Origin of the sequence: Nocardia acididurans, from assembly GCF_016741815.1 — a bacterium.
GTDB lineage: Bacteria > Actinomycetota > Actinomycetes > Mycobacteriales > Mycobacteriaceae > Nocardia > Nocardia acididurans.
Window position 1 is genome coordinate 258,991 of record NZ_JAERRJ010000007.1, and the last position, 19,718, is coordinate 278,708.

Below are 19,718 nucleotides of genomic sequence, written 5' to 3' on the forward strand. Positions count from 1 at the left end.
CCCGGCCGACCCGGCCCAGCCACAACCCGATCCGCCCGAGGAACGGGACACCACCGACGAAGAAGCCGACGCCGAGGAAACCATCGACGCGGAGGAAGCCGACGAGGTCGCCCGCAGCGTCTCCGGATACGACGACGTCACCGCGCTGTTCGAGGAACTCGCGGCCGTCGGGCCCGACTCGTCTCGGCGCTCGGTGCTGCGGGCCGAACTGATCAACCGGTGCATTCCGCTCGCCGACCACATCGCCCGCAAGTTCAGCGGGCGCGGCGAGCCGTTCGACGATCTCACCCAGGTGGCGCGGGTCGGGCTGGTGCACGCGGTGGACCGATTCGACATCAGCCGCGGATCCAACTTCCTGTCCTTCGCCGTGCCGACCATCATGGGCGAGGTCCGGCGGTACTTCCGCGACAACACCTGGGCCATGCGAGTTCCGCGCCGGGTCAAGGAAACTCACCTGCGCATCGGGTCGGCCATCGACGCGCTGTCGCAACAGCTGGGGCGCTCCCCCACCGCCAAGGAGATCGCGGCCGAACTCGGGATCGATCCGGACGAGGTGACGCAGGCGGTCATCGCGGGAAACGCGTACCAGCCCAGTTCGATCGACGCGGTGTCGGTCGGGCGGGATACCGAGGCGTCGCTGCTCGACACCCTCGGCGAGGAGGAGTCGCAGTTCGACCGGGTCGAGGAGTATGTGGCGATCAGGCCGCTGCTCGCCGGGCTGCCCGAACGGGAACGCCGCATCCTCACCATGCGGTTCTTCGAATCCATGACGCAGACGCAGATCGCTCAGCAGATGGGGATCTCGCAGATGCACGTGTCCCGGATTCTGTCGAAAACCCTTGCGCGGCTGCGGGAGCAATCGGCGCGCGAGTAGCTCCGGTCGCCGGTAGCCCCCCGACCTCCAGGCATTCACCTCCCTGCGGGGTGACATGCGCGCATCCAATGCATAGATGCGCATATCCGCGTGTAGGTATTATTAGCAGATCCGACAATCGGGACGACCTCGGGTTTCGGAGGCGTGAATCGGCCCTGCCCCGCGGCCTGCGGTCGAGCTCCGGCGGCCATTCCCTCCGGCCGCACGGGAGCTCGAACAGGGCCGGTGCTACAGCGGTTTGCGCAGTGCCGCGAGGAACATGGCGTCCGTGCCGTGCCGATGGGGCCACAGCTGCGCGCCCGGACCGTCACCGAGTTCCGGTACGCCAGGCAGCAATTCGCGGGAGTCGAGCTGCTGCGCGCCCGTCCGGCGAGCGACATCGGCCACCACCGACACGGTCTCCGGTAGATGCGGCGAGCAGGTGGAGTACACCACCACGCCCCCGGGCCGCAGCAGATCCCAAGCGGCGGTGAGCAATTCCCGCTGCAGGGTGACCAGCTCCCGCACGTCCGACGGCTGCCGCCGCCAGCGCGCCTCGGGCCGGCGCCGCAGCGCACCGAGACCGGTGCACGGCGCGTCCACGAGAATGCGGTCGTAGCCGGGTTCGAGTCCGCTGTCGCGGCCGTCCGCGACATGAACCTGCACCGGCATACCGTGCGTGGCCTTGCGCACCAGCTCTGCTCGATGCTCGGCCGGTTCCACCGCGTCCACGCGGAACCCGTCGATATCGGCGAGCGCGCCCAGCAGCGCGGTCTTACCGCCCGGTCCGGCACACAGATCCAGCCAGCGGCCACCATCGGGACCGTCGAGCGGCGCACGCGTAACCGCCAGCGCCACAAGCTGACTGCCCTCGTCCTGTACGGCGGCCATACCCTCGCGCACGGGCTCCAGCTTCCCCGGATCCCCACCCTCCAGATACACCGCGTACGGCGACCAGCGGCCTTCCTCCCCACCGGTCACCAAAGCCAGTTCCTCGGCACTGATCTCACCCGGCCGAGCGACGAGATGCACCAGGGGCCGCGCGTCATCGGCCTCCAGCACCTCCTTCAACTCCCCCGCCCGAGCCCCCAGCGCATCCGCGAACGCCTGCGCGATCCACACCGGATGCGCGTACTCGAACGCCATGTGCCCCAACGGATCTTTGGGCGCGAGCTCCTGAACCCACTCCTCGGTCGTTTTCTCCGCGACCCGCCGCAGCACCGCGTTCACGAACCCGGCGCGCCCCTGTCCGAACTCACCGCGCGCCAAGGCCACCGACGTATCGACCGCCGCATGCGCCCCGATCCGAGTCCGCAGCAATTGATAGGTCCCCAGTCGCAGCACATCCAGCAGCGGACCATCGATCTCCTCGACCGACCGCCCGGCCCCCGCCTCGATCACCGCATCCAGCAACCCCAGCGACCGACTGGCTCCGTACGCGAGCTCGGTCGCCAACGCGGCATCGCGGCCGCTGACATGCCGCTCCCGCAGCATCCCCGGCAACACGAGATTCGCGTAGGCATCGCGTTCGCGCACCGCCCGCAGCACATCCCGAGCCACCAGGCGCACCGGATCGCCCGCGTCCCCGCCCCGATTGCCCTGCCGCGCACCACCCTTGGCGTTCCGCTGCGAGGAACCGGAACCACCGGCGGCGGAGTCGCCGCCCCGCCGACGGAATCCGTCGCCGGACGAATCACCGCGGCGCGCTCCCGCGAAACCATTGCTGTCACGATCGCGCGGCGAGCCGCCGCCCGAACGATCCCCGGCCCGAGCACCCCGCTGACCCGAATCGCGCCGATCCGAGCCGGCACCGCGCCGGAATCCTCCGCCGCTGCCGGATCCACGGTCGAAGCCCGCGTCCGAGGTGCGATCGGGTCGCTGATCGCGGTCGGTGCGACGATCGCTGTCCCACTGGCGGCGTGGCGATCCGGACCTCGAGTCGCCGTTGCGGGGACCGGAGGTGTTGCCGCGGCCACGCTCGGTGCCGGAGAAGTTCTTGCGGCCCACTCCCCCATCGGCGCGCGATCGGCCGCTGTCGGAGTAGCCGCCGTTGCGGTTGCCGGTACCGCCGGTGCGGGGGGCTGGGTTTCGGCGGTTGTTGCCGCCTTGGCGCTGATCGCCGGTGCGGCCGTGGGAGGGCTTGCCGCCGCGGCGGTCGTCGTCGTCCCGATCGGGGCGGGTCATCCGATCACCGTGCCGGGCTCCAGGCGGGCGCCGCGAGCCCAGTCGAGGGCGGGCATCATGCGCTTGCCTTGGGGCTGGACTTCCACCAGGCGGACGGCGGTGGTGGCCGTGCCGATGAAGACGCCGGATTTGCGGATGTCGATGGTGGATTCGGGGAGGGATTCCTCCACCAGTTCGACGGGGCCCAGTTTGAGGCGTTTGCCGTCGATTTCGGTCCAGGCGCCGGGGGCGGGGGTGACCGAGCGGATGCGGCGGGAGATGGCGAGGGCGGGCTGATCCCAGCGGATGTGGGCGGAGTCCGATTCGACCTTGGGGGCGTAGGAGATTCCGTCCGGGGACTGCGGGATCGCCTGCAGAGCACCGGCTTCGACGCCGTCGAGGGTGGATTCCAGCAGCTGCGCGCCACTTTCGGCGAGGCGATCCAGCAGGATGCCCGCCGTATCGGTGACACGGACCTTCTCGGTCATGGTGCCGAAGACGGGGCCGGTGTCGAGGCCCTTCTCGATCACGAAGGTGGAGGCGCCGGTGATCTCGTCACCGGCCAGGATGGCCGCCTGCACCGGCGCCGCGCCGCGCCAGGCGGGCAGCAGCGAGAAGTGCAGGTTGATCCAGCCGTGGCGGGGGATGCCGAGCACATTCTCCGGCAGCAGCGCGCCATAGGCCACCACCGGGCAGCAGTCGGGAGCCAATTCGGTGAGCTGCTCGACGAATTCGGGCTCCGAGGGCTTGCGGGGAGTGAACACGGGGATGCCGTGTTCGTCGGCCAGGCGGCCGATGGGCGACCGGGTGACCTTGCGCCCGCGCCCGGCCACCGCGTCCGGCCGGGTCACCACCGCCGCCACCTCGTGCCGCTCCGATTCGATGAGTCGCCGCAGCGACGGCACCGCCGGTTCGGGCGTACCCGCGAAGACCAGACGCATCAGCGACCCCGTTCCTGTGCACCCGCGCCGGCCCGGCGGCGTCCGCCGAGCTCGGAGGCGGCCAGCACTGTGATTCCCTGTGTGAACCAAGACGATTCGCGCAGGGTGCGCATCGCCTCCTTACGCGTGGCCGGTTCCAGCCGCTGCAGGAACAGCACTCCGTCGAGATGATCGGTCTCGTGCTGCACGCAGCGCGCCAGCAGGCCCTCGGCCCGGAATTCCACTGGCGCACCGTCCATGTCGACGCCGCGCGCGATCACCGTCAGCGCGCGCGTGACATCCTCACGCACCCCCGGAATCGAGAGGCAGCCCTCGGGTCCGGTCTGCGTTTCCTCGCCGACCACCTCGAACACCGGGTTGATCAGATGCCCCTGCGCGTCGCCCGTGTCGTACACGAACACCCGCAGCCCGACCCCGATCTGCGGGGCGGCCATGCCGACACCGCCGCTCTCGTACATGGTGTCGGTCAGGTCGGTCACCAGCTGGCGCACCTCCTTGTCGAAGGTCTCGACCTCCGCCGCGCGGGCGCGCAGGATCGGATCGCCGAACAGGCGGACAGGCTGGATGGTCACGGGCAACTCTCCCGGTCGCGGATGAATACGGTCGTCCTATTTTACGGACGACCGGGAGTGCCCTGTTCAGGAATGCGCCGCCAGCACCACTTCGGCGATGCCCGTGCCGAGCGCGACGGGCGCGCACGTGGGTGTCACGGCGTGTGCGGGGTCGAGCGTGTTGACCACCAGCCGCTGCACGAAGGCGTCGTAGACCATATGGAAATGCCCGGTCAGATTGCCCTGGCACAGATCCTGCAGCACCAGGTTGGTGGCCCCGGGACCGTGCAGCGCGATGTTGTCGAAGGGCTGGATCATTTCATCCACGCGGCTGCCGATCGTGGTGTATCGCACATTCGCGACGGTGTCGCCCCCGGCATTGAGCTCGGTGATGAACGGCGCGCCCTGCGCCTGCTGAATGGCCGCCGTCGAGGACGCCAGTTCCGCGATATCGAAGAGAATCGGCAGCTTCTGCGCCACCGGCACCAGCCCGTACATGACGCCGCCGTAGCTGGGTGAGGCCACCCCGACCCACTGGCCGACCTTGGGCGCGCCGCCGAGCTTGTTGATGTAGTAGCGCGACACGCTCGCGCCCTGGGAGAACCCGACGATATCCACCTGGGAGGCCCCGGTCGCCGCGAGCACCTGATCGACGAAAACGCCGATCTGCGCGGAGCTTTCCCAGACATCCTCGGTGCCGTAGGTGGTGGCGCCCGGCTTACCGCCGTAGTTGAGCGCGAACACGCAGAACCCGGCCTCGACGAGCTGCGGTCCGAGCACCGAGAAATCGGAGTATGCCGAGGAATCAGTGCCGTGGGCCAGCACCACCGGGCGCGGATGCGCGGCGGTCGGTTTGCACCCGAAATCGTTGCTGCCCATGGGCGTTGCGTTCGGATGCTCCTCCAGATAGCGCGCCGAGGTCAGATGATCCTGCTGCGGCGGCCCGGATTCGGTGGGCACCACCGGTGCCCGGACCCCGGTCGGCTCGGCGGTCACCGAGCCGACCGGCGTCATGGTCGTCCCGAGGACGACCGTCGCGGCCACTACCCCCGCCGTAGCGAAGCCCCTTATCACGGAGCGGCGCATCCGGCTCCCCCTTTGTCCCAAGCCACAGTCGATCACGTGGCGCGTTTGTGCCATTCCATAATGATCGCTGGTGCGGGAGTGAAATTCCCAGCGGGACGGGGTGTTTCGCGGCCACTACTTTTCGGGTGTGTCGTCTTCGGCGAGGATCCGGTAGAGCGCGCGGCGGGCTTCGGTGAGCACCTCCGCGGCCTTCTCGGCCTGATCCTTGTTGCCGACGGCGGCGACCTGGGCGGCGGCGCCCATGAGCTGGCCGATCAGGCCGCGCAGGTCGAGGGCCTGATCGCCGACGCCGTCCTTGACGTCCTGCCACGGATCGCCGAGCTCGCCCTTGTTGGCCTCGACGTATTCGGTGCCGGATTCGGTGAGTTTGGCGGTCTTGCGGCCGGACACCTTCTCGATGAGTACCAGGCCCTCGTCCTCGAGCTGCGAGAGCGCGGGGTAGATGGAGCCGGGGCTGGGACGCCAGACGTCCTGGCTGCGTTCGCGGATCTGCTGGATCAGCTCGTAGCCGTGCATGGGCCGCTCCTGCAGCAGCAGGAGGATGGCGGCGCGGACGTCACCGCGCCGGCCTCGGCCGCCGCGGCCTCGACCGCGACCGAAGTGCGGGCCGGGCCCGAAACCGGGGCCGAAACCGCCGGGGCCGAATCCACCGGGTCCGAAGTCGGGGCCGTAGCCGCCGCGACCGTGGCGGTGGTGTTCACCGCGCTCCGGGCGCGGGCCGCGACGGAAGCGCGGGTGTTCGGGGCCTTGGGCTTCTTCGGGCCGCTGGCGACGCCAGGGTCCGCGGCCTCTCTCGTTCATGTCCATGTGTTCCATGGTGGTGCCTCCTTCAAGGCTTGTCGTTACTCTTGCTGATATCGACGATATATCGGCAATCTATCCATGACAAGTGTGAAGCGGGACACGAACCGGCCGGTCGCCTCGTTGCGACCGGCCGGATGGGATCAGCTGCCGAGGTTGCGGATCACCTCGAGCAGGGCATCGGGACGATCGGCGGTCGGCAGGGCCTCGACCAGCTCGAAAGCGCAGCCCAGCGCCTTGGCACCGCCATCGGCCTCGAGGCTGTCACCGATCATGAGGGCGTTTTCGGGCTGGATGCCGAGGCGATCCAGGGCCGTGCGGAAGATGAGCGGATCGGGCTTCATGACACCGATTTCGAAGGACAGCGCGAAATCGCCGATATATCGATCCCAGCCGCGCGAGGCGAACGCCGGGCGGATGTCGAAGGCGATATTGCTGACGATGCCCACCTTCAAGCCCTGGGCGTGCAGCGTCTCGAACACCTCGCCGGTATCCGGGTACGGCGTCCAGGCGTAGGGATCGAGCAGTTTCTCGTAGAGCGGGACCGCCGCCGAGTCGGGGACGCCGGACTGCCGCAGCACCTGCACGTATGCCTTGCGATGCAGTTCCGGATCGAGATCCCTGCGCTCCCAGGCGAATTGCCCCTCCTCGTCGAACTCCACGAACTGTTCGACGGGCGCCGTCATGCGCCGCATGATCTCGGCGACCTCGTGCGGGTCGAAGGCGCGGCCGTCGGCGTCGACCAGGTCGACGGAGCGCAGCGCGGATTCCTCCAGACGGAAGACGGTGCCGGAAAAGTCGAAGAGAACAGCCTCGATCGCCATACCGCCAGCCTACCGGCCGTCCAGTACCGGACCGGCTGCGCAAAGCGATAATTCATCAGCTTGTCTGAGGAGTTCTGCTACGGTGGCCGCGTGTCCGACACCGCATTGCTCAGGGTTTCCAGCGTCGACTTCATCCGCAACGGCACTGAGATTCTCGATGGGGTCTCGCTCACCGTGCACACCGGACAGCACTGGGCGCTCCTCGGACCCAATGGCGCCGGCAAGACCACACTGCTGAAGATGCTGGGCGCGTTCGAGCATCCGACACGCGGCACGGTGGAGGTGCTCGGGCATCGGCTCGGCCGGGTCGACATGCGCGAATTGCGTACCGCCATCGGCCATGTCGATCCCCGGCGTACCCCGCGCTCCCCGCTCACCGTGCACGAGTGCGTGCTGACCGGGCTCACCAACACCGCCGAACTCGTGCCGCGCTGGACGGCGACCACCGCACAGCAGGCCGAGGCGGACCGGCTCATCGAGCTCATGGGCCTGGCCCATCGCCGAAATGCCGAGTGGCCCATCCTGTCCCAGGGCGAACGCGGGCGCATGCTCATCGCACGGGCGCTCATGCCCAGCCCGCGCCTGCTACTGCTCGACGAACCCGCCACCGGGCTGGATCTCGCCGGGCGCGAACACCTGCTCGACCGCATCGACGGACTGCAGCGAACCCATCCGGAGCTGGCCTCGGTGCTGGTCACCCATCACATGGAGGAACTGCCGCCCGGCACCACGCACGCAATGCTGTTGCGCGAGGGCCACATTGTCGCCGCCGGGCCGGTGGACGAGGTGCTCACCACCGAGCACGTCAGTGCCTGCTTCGACTATCCGGTGCGGATCGCGCGCACCGGCGGGCGGTGGAGCGTGCACACCGCACAGCACGCCGACGCCTGAAATCGATTCACGCCGCCAGGGCCTCGATCCAGCGCTCGAGCCTATCCCCCTCGGCCGCCATCATGGCGGGATCACGGAAAGTATTGGTGAGCAGGGAGATTCCCTGATAGGCGGCGAACAACGCCACTGCCAGCTCGCGGGCGTCGGCGCGACCCATGGCCGCGAACTGGGCCTGGATCCAGTCCACCAGGCGGCGCATCACCTGCGCGAGTTCCTGTTCCAGGCCGTCGTCGCGCTTGTCGAGCTCGGTGGCCAGACTCCCTGAGGGGCAACCGAACTGGGCGGCCATCTCGCGTTGGTCCACCCAGCCGCGGACGAGCGCCCGGAGGCGTTCGGCGGGGGTGTCGAATTGTTCGAGCGCGCTGAGGATCTCGTGCAGGTTCCGCTCGTGCGCGCCGATGGCGGCCTGGACCAGCTGGTCCTTGGTCTTGAAGTAGTAGTAGACATTGCCGACGGGCACTTCGGCGGCGCGGGCGATGTCGGCGATGGTGGTCTTCTCCACGCCCTGGCGGTAGAAGACGTCGGCGGCCGCGGTGGCCAGCCGCTCACGTTTGCCGGCCGCCGACGCCTTCGCGACTGAGTTAGTCATACGACTCACTATAGACAAGCCCGCCCGATGTGCACTACGGTTCGAGTTAGTCAGCCAACTAACTCAAGGAGTGACAATGATCGTGGTGACCGGAGCTACCGGAAACATCGGGCGCACCCTCGTGCAGACCCTTGCCGACGCCGGCGAGAAGGTGGTCGCCGTCTCGCGCCGCGCGGAGAACGCCGTTCTCCCCGAGGGGGTTTCGCATCGCAGCGCCGACCTGGCCGACCCGGATCAACTGGGATCGGCCGTTGCCGGGGCGGATGCGCTGTTCCTGATGTTCACCGGACCGCAGCTGGTCGAAGGTCCCGACCCGGCCGAGTACTTCGCGCACGCGAAGCGGGCCGGTGTCCGGCGTGTGGTGCTGCTGTCATCGCAGGCGGCGGGCACCCGGCCGGAACTCGGATCACATTCCCGCAGCCGGGCTTTCGAGGTGGCAGCCGAGGAGTCCGGCCTGGAATGGACGGCGCTGCGGCCCAGCGGGTTCTTCTCCAACACCTACGCCTGGGCAGACCCCGTCCGGCAGCAGGGCACGATCTTCTCCCCCTTCGGCGATATCGCCCTGCCTGCCATCGACCCCGCCGATATCGCGGCGGTGGCCGCGGCGGCGTTGCGCGAGGACGGGCACAACGGCCGCGTCTACGAACTGACCGGCCCCGCCCCGATCGCGCCCCGCGCGCAGGCGCGGATCGTGGCGGAAGCCCTCGACAAGCCGGTGCGATTCGTGGAACTCACCCGCGAACAGGCCCGCGAGAACCTGCTGCGCTTCATGCCGCCCGCGGTGGCCGACGGCACGCTCGACATCATCGGTGCACCGCTGCCCGCCGAACTGGCGGTAAGCCCGGCGGTCGAACTGCTCACCGGCCGCGCACCGGCCTCCTACGCACAGTGGGTGGAACGCAATATCGCCGCGTTCCGCTGAACCGAGGACTACGCCGCGGGCACCCAGTTGCCGTGGAAGCCCTGTGGTACCCGGTGCGGCAGGTGGATGCTCGCGACGAATTCGAGGGTTTGGGCGTCCAGGATGGCGAGTTCGCTGCGGTCGGTGGCGGCGTCGTAGATGAAGCCCATGAGTACGCCCTCGTCCTCGGCGGCGTCGGGGGCGGAGGGTTCGAAGACGAACTCGCCCAGGCCCTTTCCGGCGCCGAACGAGCGGCTCAACATGCCGCCGTTCACGAGATCGTGTTTGTACAAGGTGGATTCGCCGGTCAGCCCCTGCCCCACCGACGGGACATAGCCGTAGCGGTGACGTCGGCCGAGCAGGCGTTCGTCGATGCGCGGGAATTCCTGGGCGCGATCGTCGAGGCGGGATTGCCGGACCTTTCCCGCGGACAGGTCCACCTCCCAGCGGTCCAGGGTGGGCGCGCCGTCGTCCGGGCCGGTTTTGTCGGTGTCGAACATCTTCGGGTAGCGGACGACATCCAGGACGATGGTGTCGCCGTCCTCGTAGGCGTTCATGGGGTGGAAGACGTAGCAGGGTTCGATATCGAACCAGCGCACCGAATCCGCCGCGCCGTCACGCCGGAGTACGCCGATTCGCGCGGGGTACTTGGGATTCCAGCTGTAGGGCAGACGGCGATCGCCCGACAGCGACGGTTTGCGGGGTGGGGCGGGGATCGGGACGCGGCCGATCAGGGCCGACAGCAGTAGCCGGGCGGGCAGCCGCAGGGCGCGCGGGACGGTCATCTCGGCGGCCTGTCGTGCGTCGAAGGTGACCGGCAGGTCGTAGAGCACGATGTAGTTCTCGGTGAGCGAGAAGTCGTGCATCATGGGCGCGCCGCCGACCTCGATATCCAGGGTCCGCCGTGCCCGGCCGTCGGTGCCGATCACCGAGTACCGCACCTTGTTGCCGCTGGTGAACGCGTACGACACCGCGTGCAGCTCACCGGTTTCCGGGTCGCGCTTGGGGTGGGCGGTATAGCCGCCGCGCACCGTGCCGTCGAAGTCGCAGGGGCCGACGGTGTCGAGTTCCTCGGTCAGCTCGTAGTTGGTCAGACCCGCCTCGACCAGGGCCAGGGTGCGGCCGGCGTGCCCGATGACATTGGTGTTCGCGCCGATGCCGAAGGCCTGCTCGGCGGTGAAACGCTGCGGTTCGCCCAATGCCAGGGAGGTCACCGGTCCGCGCACCCAGCGGTTGCGGTACCACTCGGCGCGGCCGTCGCGCAGGCGGATGCCGTGCACCATGCCGTCACCGCCGAACCAGTGGTAGAGCTGCGGGTCGATCTCGCCGATGGGGTTGGGCCCGTTGCGCAGGTAGCGGCCGTCGAGATGTTCCGGGATCGAGCCGGTGACCTGCAGTTCGGTGAGTGTGTATTCCTGTTCGAGCGGTGCGAAGCCGCCGTCGAGGTAGCGATTGCCAGTGCCCATATCCGGGTCTCCAAACGGTATAACGCTGTTATGCCGTCTAGAATAACGCTGTTATGGAGGTGTATCAACAGTGAATTCCCGATCCCGGCAGGCACAGCGGCGTGACAGCTCGGCCATGCGCACGGAACTGATCGAGGCGGCCATCCGGCTGCTCGAACAGGACGGACCGGAAGCCCTGCAGACACGGCGGGTCGCGGCGGCGGCCGGTGCGTCGACCATGACCGTGTACACGCATTTCGGCGGAATGACCGGACTGCTGGATGCGGTTGCGGCCGAAGCCTTCTCACGTTTCGGGGCGGCACTGGGCGCGGCCGCGTTCACCGATGATCCGGTCGCCGACTTCTTCGTCATGGGCCGGGCCTACCGTGAGTACGCTCTCGCCAATCCCCAGCGCTATCGCCTCATGTTCGGGCTCACCGCGCCGGGAGCCGGAAAACCGGGGTACGTCATGGATCTCACCACCGAGACGCCCGACGACGCTGTCGGCGCGGACACCTTCGGGCACGCCATCACGGCCGCGGAGCGCATGATCGCGGGCGGGCACATCCGCTCCGATCCGCCGCGTCAGGTCGCCGCCCGGCTGTGGGCGCTGCTGCACGGTGCGATCCTGCTGGAGATGGCAGGCCACTTCGGCGCTGAAGGGCAGAGTGCCGCAACGGTTCTCGGACCGGCCACCTACGACCTGCTGGTCGGCATGGGCGCGAGCCGCGAGCGGCTGGAACAGTCCGCGCTCGAGGCGAACCGGCGGACCGGGAAGGGTGCGGGCTAGGCGGCGGCGTCGAACAGGACGCGCTGGTGCACGGCCTTGCTGAGCGCGGCGGCGCGCGAACGGGTCGGCAGGGCTTCCACATGGGCGAAGTCGCAGCCCAGACCCAGTGCCCCGCCGTCGGCTTCGACGCTGTCGCCGACCATGAGCGCCCGGTCCGGGGCGACGCCCAGATGTTCGAGGGCAGAACGGAAGATTCGCGGATCGGGCTTCGTCGCACCCACTTCGAACGACAGCGTGAAGTGTGTGATGTACCGATCCCAGCCGCGCGAGACGAAGGCGTGGCGCGGATCGAACCCGGTGTTGCTGACGATCGCCACCCGGACACCGCGCTCGGCCAGTGCGGCCAGCACATTGCCGGTATCCGGATACGGCGTCCACGACAGCGGATCCACCACCCGCTGGTACATGCGCCGCGCGGATTCCTCCGGGACGCCCGAACGATGCAGAACCTGCAGGTAGGCGGCGCGATGGTAGGCGGGGTCGAGATCCCGGCGGTCCCAGGCGTATTTGCCCGCCTCGTCGAATTCGACGAGTTGACCGACGGGGTGGGTCATGCGGCGCGTGATCTCGGCGATCTCGTCCGCGTCGAACGCCCGGCCCGCGCTGTCGCACAGGCCCGCGGCGTGGAAAACAGATTCCTCCAGCCGGAACAGGGTTCCGGAGAAGTCGAAAAGTACTGCTTCAGTAACCATGCCACGTCACGGTATTCAGCAAACCGTCGGCAGCCCAGGTTCTTTCCGCTTTTTTGACGGCACTGACCTCGTAAGATGCGTCACGCTACCCGGCTCAGGGGAGATTGCCGGTTACTTGTCAGCCGATATCGATGGGGTCGATCTGCACGCGCAGGGGGCCATCGGAACGGTGACTGCTGCGCACCGCCTGCGCCGCGATGAGCGCCCGCGACAGCGCCGAACCGTGCGCACGATCGATGCGCAGGATCATGCGCTCGACGTCGGCGGGCGTGTCCCCGGAGAAGGGTTTGCGCGCCCCGAACGGCAGCGGCACCGGGCCGAGCACCTCGGTGTCGCCGGGAAGCTTTGCCTCACCGAGCAATTCGGCGATGGTGTCGGTGGTGCCGTCGATCGCCGCGAAACGCACCGACGGCGGGAACCGCACCTCGGTCCGCCCGTCGAGCTCGAATCGCGCGTGCCCCACCGGATCCCAGCGCACCAGCGCCTGCACGGTCGGCAGCGACGGTTCCGCCATGACCAGCACCTGACCGTGCGGGCGCACCAGCGCGGCCGCGGACATCCAGCGCCGCAACGTATCCTCGGCCGCGCGCAGATCGGCCCGGCCCAGCAGCGCCCACCCGTCGAGCAGCAGCGCCACCCCGTAGCCGCCCGGCACGGTCGGTTCCGCACCGATGGTGGAGACCACCACCTGCGGCCCCTCCGGCACTTCGCTCAGCACCGACTTACCGCCCGAACCACGAATGGGCACACCGGGAAACGCGCGACCGAGCTCCTCGGCGGTGCGCACCGCACCGATCACCACGGCCCGCAGCGCCCGAGAACCGCACGAGCCGCAGCGGAACGCCGCCTCGGTGATACCGCACCACCGGCAACTGGGACTGTGCGCGGTCTCGCCCCCGGCGATCCCCCGGTCCCGGGAAGTCGTACGCGGGCCCGGACCGCCCTGCGCGGCAGAACCGCTGTCGGGCAGCGCAAGTGGGCCGTTGCAGTGGCGACAGCGCGCGGGCGTCCGGCATTTCGCACAGGACAGCGCGGGAATGTAACCGCGTCTGGGCACTTGGACCAGCACGGGCGCGCCTTCGGCGAGAGCCTTGCGCGCGGTCAGGAAGGCTTTGCCGGGAATGCGCACCGCCCGCGCGATGGGATCGCGCTCCATGGCCGCTTCGGAGTCGCCCGGCGCACTGATCCGCGGCGTCACCTGCCGCAGTACCGCCCGATCCGCGAGAAGGTCATGCGCCCAACCGGATTCGACAATGGCCTGCGCCTCCGCGGTCCGCGCGAACCCGCCCGCCATGAACGCCGCCCCGGTCTCGTGCGCCCGCAGCATGGCCACCTCACGCGCATGCGAATACGGCGCCCGCGGCTCGGCGTAGGTGTCGTCCCCGTCATCCCAGATGGCGATCAACCCGAGATCCCGCGCGGGCGCGAAAACCGTACTCCGCGTGCCGACCACCACCCGAGCCGTTCCGCGCAGCGCCGCCAGCCACCGCCGATACCGCGCCGTGGGTCCCAGCCCGGCGGCCAGACCGACAGCCGAATCTCCGACCAGCGCAGTACATTCCGCGATAACACGCTCGAGGTCACGCTGATCGGGTACGAGAACGACAGCACTGCGGCCACCGGCCACGGTCACCGCCGCGAGCTCAGCCAGCCGCCGCGCCCAGTTCTCCCCCGGCAGCGCCTGCCACGCCGCGCGCGGCCCCTTCCCCTCGCGCACCGCCCCCAGGAACGACCCGGCGTGCAGATACCGGTCCCACGCGGGAAAGACCTCCGGAATCTCCTGCACCTCAACAGGTTTCGGCTCCTCGGCCTCCGTCTTCGCATGCCGCGGCGGAATCGCCAGCCGCAGCACATCGGCCCGAGTCCCCGCATAACGCGCCGCAACCGCCTCGACGAGCCGCAGAATCTCCGGCGTCAGCACCCGCTCCCCCGACACCACCCGCTCGAGCCGCACCAATTTCCCCGTGTGCTCTGTCTTCTCGAGCCGCTCCAGCACGAACCCGTCGACCAACCGCCCCGAGAACCGGACCCGCACCCGCACCCCGGGCTGCGCCGCCTCATCCATCTCCGGCGGCACCACATAATCGAAATCCCGGTCCAGATGGGCGGGTTCGAGCAGCGGCAGCACCCGCGCGATAGGCCGCTCGACACTCGCCGTCACGACAGAAACGCCTGCCACCGTGCCCCGAGCCGCCGGAACAGACCCGACATCGAACAGCCCGTCTTCCGACGCGCCTGCCTCAGCACCGTCGGGCTCGACGGCAACCGCCGTTTCCCCAGCCACCCGCACTGCTACATCGCCGGTTGGGTGATCGTCGGAATCTTCTACCCAGGGTTGGGATTCGGCCGCCGTGCCACGCGGGGCGTCGACTTCCGCCGACGTGGTGGGCACGGTTCCGAGCGACACCGCGGGTTCCGCCGGAGCGGCTGCCGCAGCAGCGGGCCGCATCTCGCTCGAATTCGCTTCCCCGCCGGCGGATTCGGTATCGGCTGCGGAGTCGAGGGCATCCGTTGGCGCGGGGCCGACGGTATCGCTCACCGGATCGACGGCGGCATCCGGTCGATCGGTGGTACCGGGTTGCGCTGTCTCAGAGCGGGATTCGGTTGCCGGGTGCGACATCGTCTCCTCCTGCTGCGCGGTCACCGGTGCTTCGTCCTCCGACGGGGTCGATACCTCCCATAGCAAGAACGGAATCCTGTACCGGGGCACAGGATTCCGTTGTCTGGCGGGTGTGGCCCGCCGGTCCGGCCGGGCGGGAGCCGAGGCTCCCGGTGGCCGGGTCGTACGTTCTTACAGCCCGGCGGCCGCGCGGAGCTTGTCGGCGCGGTCGGTGCGCTCCCAGGGCAGGTCCACGTCGGTGCGGCCGAAGTGGCCGTAGGCGGCGGTGGGGGCGTAGATCGGGCGGAGCAGGTCGAGGTCGCGGATGATGGCGCCGGGGCGGAGGTCGAAGACTTCGCTGATGGCGGCCGAGATCTTGGACGGGTCGATCTTCTCGGTGCCGAAGGTCTCGACGAACAGGCCGACGGGGGCGGCCTTGCCGATGGCGTAGGCGACCTGGACCTCGGTGCGCTCGGCCAGGCCGGCGGCGACGACGTTCTTGGCGACCCAGCGCATGGCGTAGGCGGCCGAGCGGTCGACCTTCGACGGGTCCTTGCCGGAGAAGGCGCCGCCGCCGTGGCGGGCCATGCCGCCGTAGGTGTCGACGATGATCTTGCGGCCGGTCAGGCCCGCGTCACCCATGGGGCCGCCGAGGACGAACTTGCCGGTCGGGTTGACCAGCAGGCGGACGTTGGAGGTGTCGAGGGGGTTGGGGAGCTCGAGCTCGCCCAGCACCGAGTCGACGACCTTCTCGCGGATATCGGGGGTGAGCAGGTTGTCGAGGTCGATATCGGCGGCGTGCTGGGTGGAGATGACCACGGTGTCCAGCCGGACCGGGATCGAGCCGTCGTATTCGATGGTGACCTGGGTCTTGCCGTCGGGGCGCAGGTACGGCAGTACGCCGGACTTGCGGACCTCGGTGAGGCGGCGAGACAGCTTGTGCGCCAGCGAGATCGGCAGCGGCATGAGCTCCGGGGTCTCGACGGTGGCGTAGCCGAACATCAGTCCCTGGTCGCCCGCGCCCTGACGCGCGATGTCGTCGTCCTCGCCGCCGACGCGGGCCTCGTGCGAATGGTCAACGCCCTGAGCGATATCCGGCGACTGCGCGCCGATGGCGACGTTCACGCCGCAGGACGCGCCGTCGAAACCCTTTGCGGAGGAGTCGTATCCGATCTCCAGGACCTTCTCGCGAACGATGGTCGGGATATCGGCGTAGGCCGAGGTGGTGACCTCACCGGCCACGTGCACCTGACCGGTGGTCACCAGGGTCTCCACCGCGACCCGGCTGCGCGGGTCGGCCGCGAGCAACGCGTCGAGGATGGAATCGCTGATGGCGTCACAGATTTTGTCCGGGTGGCCCTCGGTCACGGACTCACTGGTGAATAGGCGGCTGCCAGACGTGCGCACAGTTGTTCCCTCTCCCTCAACGGGTTTCTCGTATCGGGCCATGACCGTAGCGGACTCCCGCCCGGGCACAACCCTTTGTCTCAGGTTATTCCACTATGTCCAGCACAGGGCCGGTCCCGGCCCGGTGACGGACATATTGTGACTCAGACAGTTACCGTATCGAACGGTCTGTCCGGAACCCTGCGGTGCCGAGGCTTCAGCGGAGCAAGGGGCCGAGTGCGTCGAGCACCCGGCTGGCCAGCAGTGCCTTGGATCCATGATCCAGGGCGATCTCGGTGCCATCGGCGCCGAGCAGCCAACCATCATTATGGTCTACCTCGAAGGCTTTGCCTTCGCCAACGGCGTTGACCACCAGCAGATCACAGCCCTTACGGGCCAATTTGGCTCTCGCATGGGTCAATACATCGGCGTGTTCGTCACCGGTCTCGGCGGCGAATCCGACGATCGCGGTACCGGGCAACTGACCATCACGGCGGGCCTGCACCAGCCCGGCGAGGATGTCGGGGGTTTTGGACAACTCGATCGAATTCGGTTCGCCCGCACCCTTTTTGATCTTCGCCGCGGCCACATTGACCGGCCGGAAGTCGGCGACGGCCGCCGCCATGATCACCGCGTCCGCGCCCAGCGCGTGCTTGTCCACGGCGACCTTGAGCTGCTCGGCGGTGGTCACGTGCACGACCTCGACCGCGGCCGGGGGCTCCAGGCCGATGGTGTTGCCCGCGATGAGGGTCACCTGCGCGCCGCGCTGCGCGGCGACCCGCGCGATGGCGTAGCCCTGCTTGCCCGAACTGCGATTGCCCAGGAACCGCACCGGATCCAGGGGTTCGCGAGTGCCGCCCGCGGACACCACGACGCGCTTGCCCTCGAGATCACGCGGGATCGCGTCGGCGCGCTCCATGAGCAGCGAGGCGAGTCCGAAGATCTCCTCCGGCTCGGGCAGCCGCCCGGCACCGGTATCGGCCCCGGTCAGCCGGCCGTGCGCGGGTTCCATGACGATGGCCCCGTGCCGCCGCAGCGTCTCGACGTTCGCGCGCGTGGCCGGATGCTCCCACATCTCGGTGTGCATGGCCGGGGCGAACAGGACGGGACATCGGGCGGTGAGAAGTGTGGCGGTGAGGAGGTCGTCGGCGCGGCCCTGCGCGGCGCGGGCCATGAGGTCCGCGGTGGCGGGGGCGATGACGACCAGATCGGCTTCCTGGCCGAGGCGCACGTGCGGCACCTCCGGCACATCGGCGAACACGCCCGTATTGACCGGATTACCGGACAGGGCCTCGAAGGTTGCCTTGCCGACGAACTGCAGAGCAGATTCGGTGGGAATGACGCGAACCTCGTGCCCGGTCTCGGTGAACCGGCGCACGAGGTTGCATGCCTTGTATGCGGCGATGCCGCCGCCTACTCCGACGACGATCCGGGTCACCGCACGCTCCGGATGTATGTCGCGCACTGCGCGATGGGAGTCTTCACTACGCCTCCAGCGCCGTCGTTACGTTGTACCGCTCCGAAATCCGAGTAACCCGGATGTCCGGGTATTACTCGCCTTCGGAGTGCTCGAGCAGATCGGCGTGGATCTCACGCATGGCGACCGAGAGCGGCTTCTCCTGCAGACCCGGCTCGACCAGCGGGCCGACGTATTCGAGAATGCCGTCGCCGAGCTGGTTGTAGTAGTCGTTGATCTGCCGGGCCCGCTTGGCCGCGTAGATGACCAGCGCGTACTTGGACGACGTGCGCTCGAGCAGCTCGTCGATCGGCGGGTTGGTGAGGCCGACCGGAGTGTCGTAAGCGGGCACGGTCTTGAGATCACTCACTAGGAGGGCTCCTGCGGGTTGTTCGGAAGGGTTGCGGACCGGCTCCCTTCGAAGAAGAGCCGGTTGTTCGAGGATCACCCCGGAAGGTTCACCGCGAATTTGTGCTAACGAACAACGATACCAATCGCTCGCAGGCGCTGGTCACCTCGTCGTTCACGATGACGATGTCGAACTCGTCACATGCCGCCATCTCGGTCTCGGCGGTTTGCAGCCGACGCTCGATGACCTCGGGCGATTCGGTGCCTCGCGAGGTCAGCCGGGATACCAACTCTTCCCAGCTGGGCGGCGCCAGGAAGACCTGTACGGCCTCCGGCATGGTTTTGCGGATCGAGCGCGCGCCTTCGAGGTCGACCTCGATGAGCATGTGCTGCCCGGCGGCGAGCGCCTCCCGCACAGGTGCGGCCGGGGTGCCCGACCGCTGCAGACCACCGTGGATATCGGCCCATTCGAGGAGCTCGCCCGCCTCGATCATGGCGTCGAACCGCTCGCGGGACACGAAGTGGTAGTCGCGTCCGTCCACCTCACCGGGCCGGGGAGCCCGGGTGGTGGCCGACACACTGAATACCAATTCGGGCAGTCGTTCGCGCACGCAGCGCACGACGGTGGACTTGCCGACGGCCGAGGGGCCGACCAGTACTACCAGTCGACCCTTCCGAGTGTGTGCGACCACCCTCGGATTAATCGACGCTGAAGTCGAAGCGCTGCAGCAGCGCCTTACGCTGCCGGTCGCCCAGGCCGCGCAGACGGCGGGTGGGGGCGATCTCCAGCTCGCTCATGATCTCGGCAGCCTTGACCTTGCCCACCTTCGGCAGGGCCTCGAGCAGAGCCGAAACCTTCATCTTGCCGAGGACTTCGTCCTTCTCGGCATCGGCAAGGACCGTCTTCAGGTCAGTACCGCCACGCTTCAAGCGCTCCTTGAGCTCCGCCCGAGCGCGGCGAGCGGCAGCCGCCTTCTCCAAAGCAGCGGCGCGCTGCTCGTCAGTCAGCTGGGGAAGGGCCACGGTTCCTCCGTCTCATCGTTCATTGCATGATCTACCGCCGGTAACCCGGTGGTCTCAGCGACCGTACCCACGACGCCTCGCGATTGCGAACCCGCCCCCCAGGTCAGCGCGTGATTCCGGGCACGACCAGGGGAGACGGTCGTCGGGGTGGGTTGTCCCGGACCGGCCGCGGCCATACTAGCCCCGGCATCGCGAATGTCCTTGTAGCCAGGGGTTTTTCGGCTCCGGACCGGGGCGCTGGAACGCACGTTCGAGCGGCCGATCGGGCCGTAACCGAGCCGTGATCGTGCGACCTGGAATTTTCTCGGATTCATCGGCGTGTCGCGCATTTTGCGCACCGCGTGTCGCGTATCACGGCGAAGGGATGGGTCACGGTTCG

At 68.6% G+C, this 19,718-nt stretch carries 19 protein-coding genes; 4 read left to right on the forward strand and 15 right to left on the reverse strand.

Annotation, left to right across the window (positions count from 1 at the left end):
* Positions 1-82: 82 nt before the first annotated feature.
* Positions 83-874, forward strand: coding sequence for a SigB/SigF/SigG family RNA polymerase sigma factor (locus tag JK358_RS19645; RefSeq protein WP_201949408.1), 792 nt, complete (start codon positions 83-85; stop codon positions 872-874).
* Positions 875-1,102: 228 nt separating this feature from the next.
* Here the strand turns inward: JK358_RS19645 and JK358_RS19650 are convergent, their stop codons facing one another.
* From JK358_RS19650 to JK358_RS19675, 6 genes are all read right to left on the reverse strand, one after another.
* Positions 1,103-2,413, reverse strand: a complete 1,311-nt coding sequence (locus JK358_RS19650) for an RsmB/NOP family class I SAM-dependent RNA methyltransferase (RefSeq protein WP_201949409.1) — start codon at positions 2,411-2,413, stop codon at positions 1,103-1,105.
* Positions 2,414-3,033: 620 nt separating this feature from the next.
* Positions 3,034-3,957 carry a methionyl-tRNA formyltransferase gene (gene fmt, locus JK358_RS19655; RefSeq protein WP_201949185.1) on the reverse strand — a complete coding sequence of 308 codons (924 nt, stop codon included), beginning with the start codon at positions 3,955-3,957 and terminating at the stop codon, positions 3,034-3,036.
* Positions 3,957-4,529 carry a peptide deformylase gene (def, locus tag JK358_RS19660; protein ID WP_201949186.1) on the reverse strand — a complete coding sequence of 191 codons (573 nt, stop codon included), beginning with the start codon at positions 4,527-4,529 and terminating at the stop codon, positions 3,957-3,959. The genes fmt and def overlap by 1 nt, the downstream gene beginning before the upstream one ends.
* A gap of 66 nt (positions 4,530-4,595) precedes the next feature.
* Positions 4,596-5,522 (reverse strand): esterase/lipase family protein, encoded by a 927-nt coding sequence (locus JK358_RS19665; RefSeq protein WP_201949410.1) that lies wholly within the window; start codon positions 5,520-5,522, stop codon positions 4,596-4,598.
* 186 nt (positions 5,523-5,708) lie between these two features.
* Positions 5,709-6,401, reverse strand: a complete 693-nt coding sequence (locus JK358_RS19670) for a PadR family transcriptional regulator (protein WP_372440692.1) — start codon at positions 6,399-6,401, stop codon at positions 5,709-5,711.
* A gap of 137 nt (positions 6,402-6,538) precedes the next feature.
* Entirely contained in the window at positions 6,539-7,219 is a 681-nt protein-coding gene (locus tag JK358_RS19675; protein ID WP_201949187.1) for an HAD family hydrolase, read from the reverse strand.
* Positions 7,220-7,309: 90 nt separating this feature from the next.
* Between JK358_RS19675 and JK358_RS19680 the strand changes: the two genes are divergently transcribed.
* Positions 7,310-8,110, forward strand: coding sequence for an ABC transporter ATP-binding protein (locus tag JK358_RS19680; protein WP_201949188.1), 801 nt, complete (start codon positions 7,310-7,312; stop codon positions 8,108-8,110).
* A gap of 7 nt (positions 8,111-8,117) precedes the next feature.
* On the opposite strand, the gene JK358_RS19685 is transcribed toward JK358_RS19680, so the two are convergent.
* Entirely contained in the window at positions 8,118-8,699 is a 582-nt protein-coding gene (locus JK358_RS19685; protein WP_201949189.1) for a TetR/AcrR family transcriptional regulator, read from the reverse strand.
* A gap of 76 nt (positions 8,700-8,775) precedes the next feature.
* On the opposite strand from JK358_RS19685, the gene JK358_RS19690 reads away from it, so the two are divergent.
* The gene (locus tag JK358_RS19690; RefSeq protein ID WP_201949190.1) at positions 8,776-9,621 is read left to right on the forward strand and encodes an NAD(P)H-binding protein; all 846 of its coding nucleotides are present in this window, start codon (positions 8,776-8,778) and stop codon (positions 9,619-9,621) included.
* 8 nt (positions 9,622-9,629) lie between these two features.
* Here JK358_RS19690 and JK358_RS19695 read toward each other — a convergent pair whose 3' ends face one another.
* Positions 9,630-11,066: a carotenoid oxygenase family protein gene (locus tag JK358_RS19695; protein ID WP_201949191.1), complete on the reverse strand. Its 1,437-nt coding sequence runs from the start codon at positions 11,064-11,066 to the stop codon at positions 9,630-9,632.
* A 70-nt stretch (positions 11,067-11,136) separates the two neighbouring features.
* Between JK358_RS19695 and JK358_RS19700 the strand changes: the two genes are divergently transcribed.
* A complete protein-coding gene (locus tag JK358_RS19700; protein WP_307817625.1) occupies positions 11,137-11,835 on the forward strand; it encodes a TetR/AcrR family transcriptional regulator in 699 nt (232 codons plus the stop codon).
* On the opposite strand, the gene JK358_RS19705 is transcribed toward JK358_RS19700, so the two are convergent.
* The 7 genes from JK358_RS19705 to mihF form a co-directional block, all read right to left on the reverse strand.
* A complete protein-coding gene (locus tag JK358_RS19705) occupies positions 11,832-12,527 on the reverse strand; it encodes an HAD family hydrolase (protein WP_201949192.1) in 696 nt (231 codons plus the stop codon). The genes JK358_RS19700 and JK358_RS19705 overlap by 4 nt on opposite strands.
* A gap of 118 nt (positions 12,528-12,645) precedes the next feature.
* Positions 12,646-14,688 carry a primosomal protein N' gene (locus JK358_RS19710; protein ID WP_307817626.1) on the reverse strand — a complete coding sequence of 681 codons (2,043 nt, stop codon included), beginning with the start codon at positions 14,686-14,688 and terminating at the stop codon, positions 12,646-12,648.
* A 630-nt stretch (positions 14,689-15,318) separates the two neighbouring features.
* Positions 15,319-16,533 carry a methionine adenosyltransferase gene (metK, locus tag JK358_RS19715; protein WP_181580257.1) on the reverse strand — a complete coding sequence of 405 codons (1,215 nt, stop codon included), beginning with the start codon at positions 16,531-16,533 and terminating at the stop codon, positions 15,319-15,321.
* Positions 16,534-16,729: 196 nt separating this feature from the next.
* A complete protein-coding gene (gene coaBC, locus JK358_RS19720) occupies positions 16,730-17,977 on the reverse strand; it encodes a bifunctional phosphopantothenoylcysteine decarboxylase/phosphopantothenate--cysteine ligase CoaBC (RefSeq protein WP_307817627.1) in 1,248 nt (415 codons plus the stop codon).
* An 85-nt stretch (positions 17,978-18,062) separates the two neighbouring features.
* Positions 18,063-18,338 carry a DNA-directed RNA polymerase subunit omega gene (rpoZ, locus tag JK358_RS19725; protein WP_181580259.1) on the reverse strand — a complete coding sequence of 92 codons (276 nt, stop codon included), beginning with the start codon at positions 18,336-18,338 and terminating at the stop codon, positions 18,063-18,065.
* A gap of 88 nt (positions 18,339-18,426) precedes the next feature.
* On the reverse strand, positions 18,427-19,008 hold the full coding sequence (gmk, locus tag JK358_RS19730) for a guanylate kinase (RefSeq protein ID WP_201949193.1): 582 nt from the start codon (positions 19,006-19,008) through the stop codon (positions 18,427-18,429).
* A 7-nt stretch (positions 19,009-19,015) separates the two neighbouring features.
* Positions 19,016-19,339: an integration host factor, actinobacterial type gene (gene mihF / locus JK358_RS19735; RefSeq protein WP_181580261.1), complete on the reverse strand. Its 324-nt coding sequence runs from the start codon at positions 19,337-19,339 to the stop codon at positions 19,016-19,018.
* Positions 19,340-19,718 lie beyond the last annotated feature (379 nt).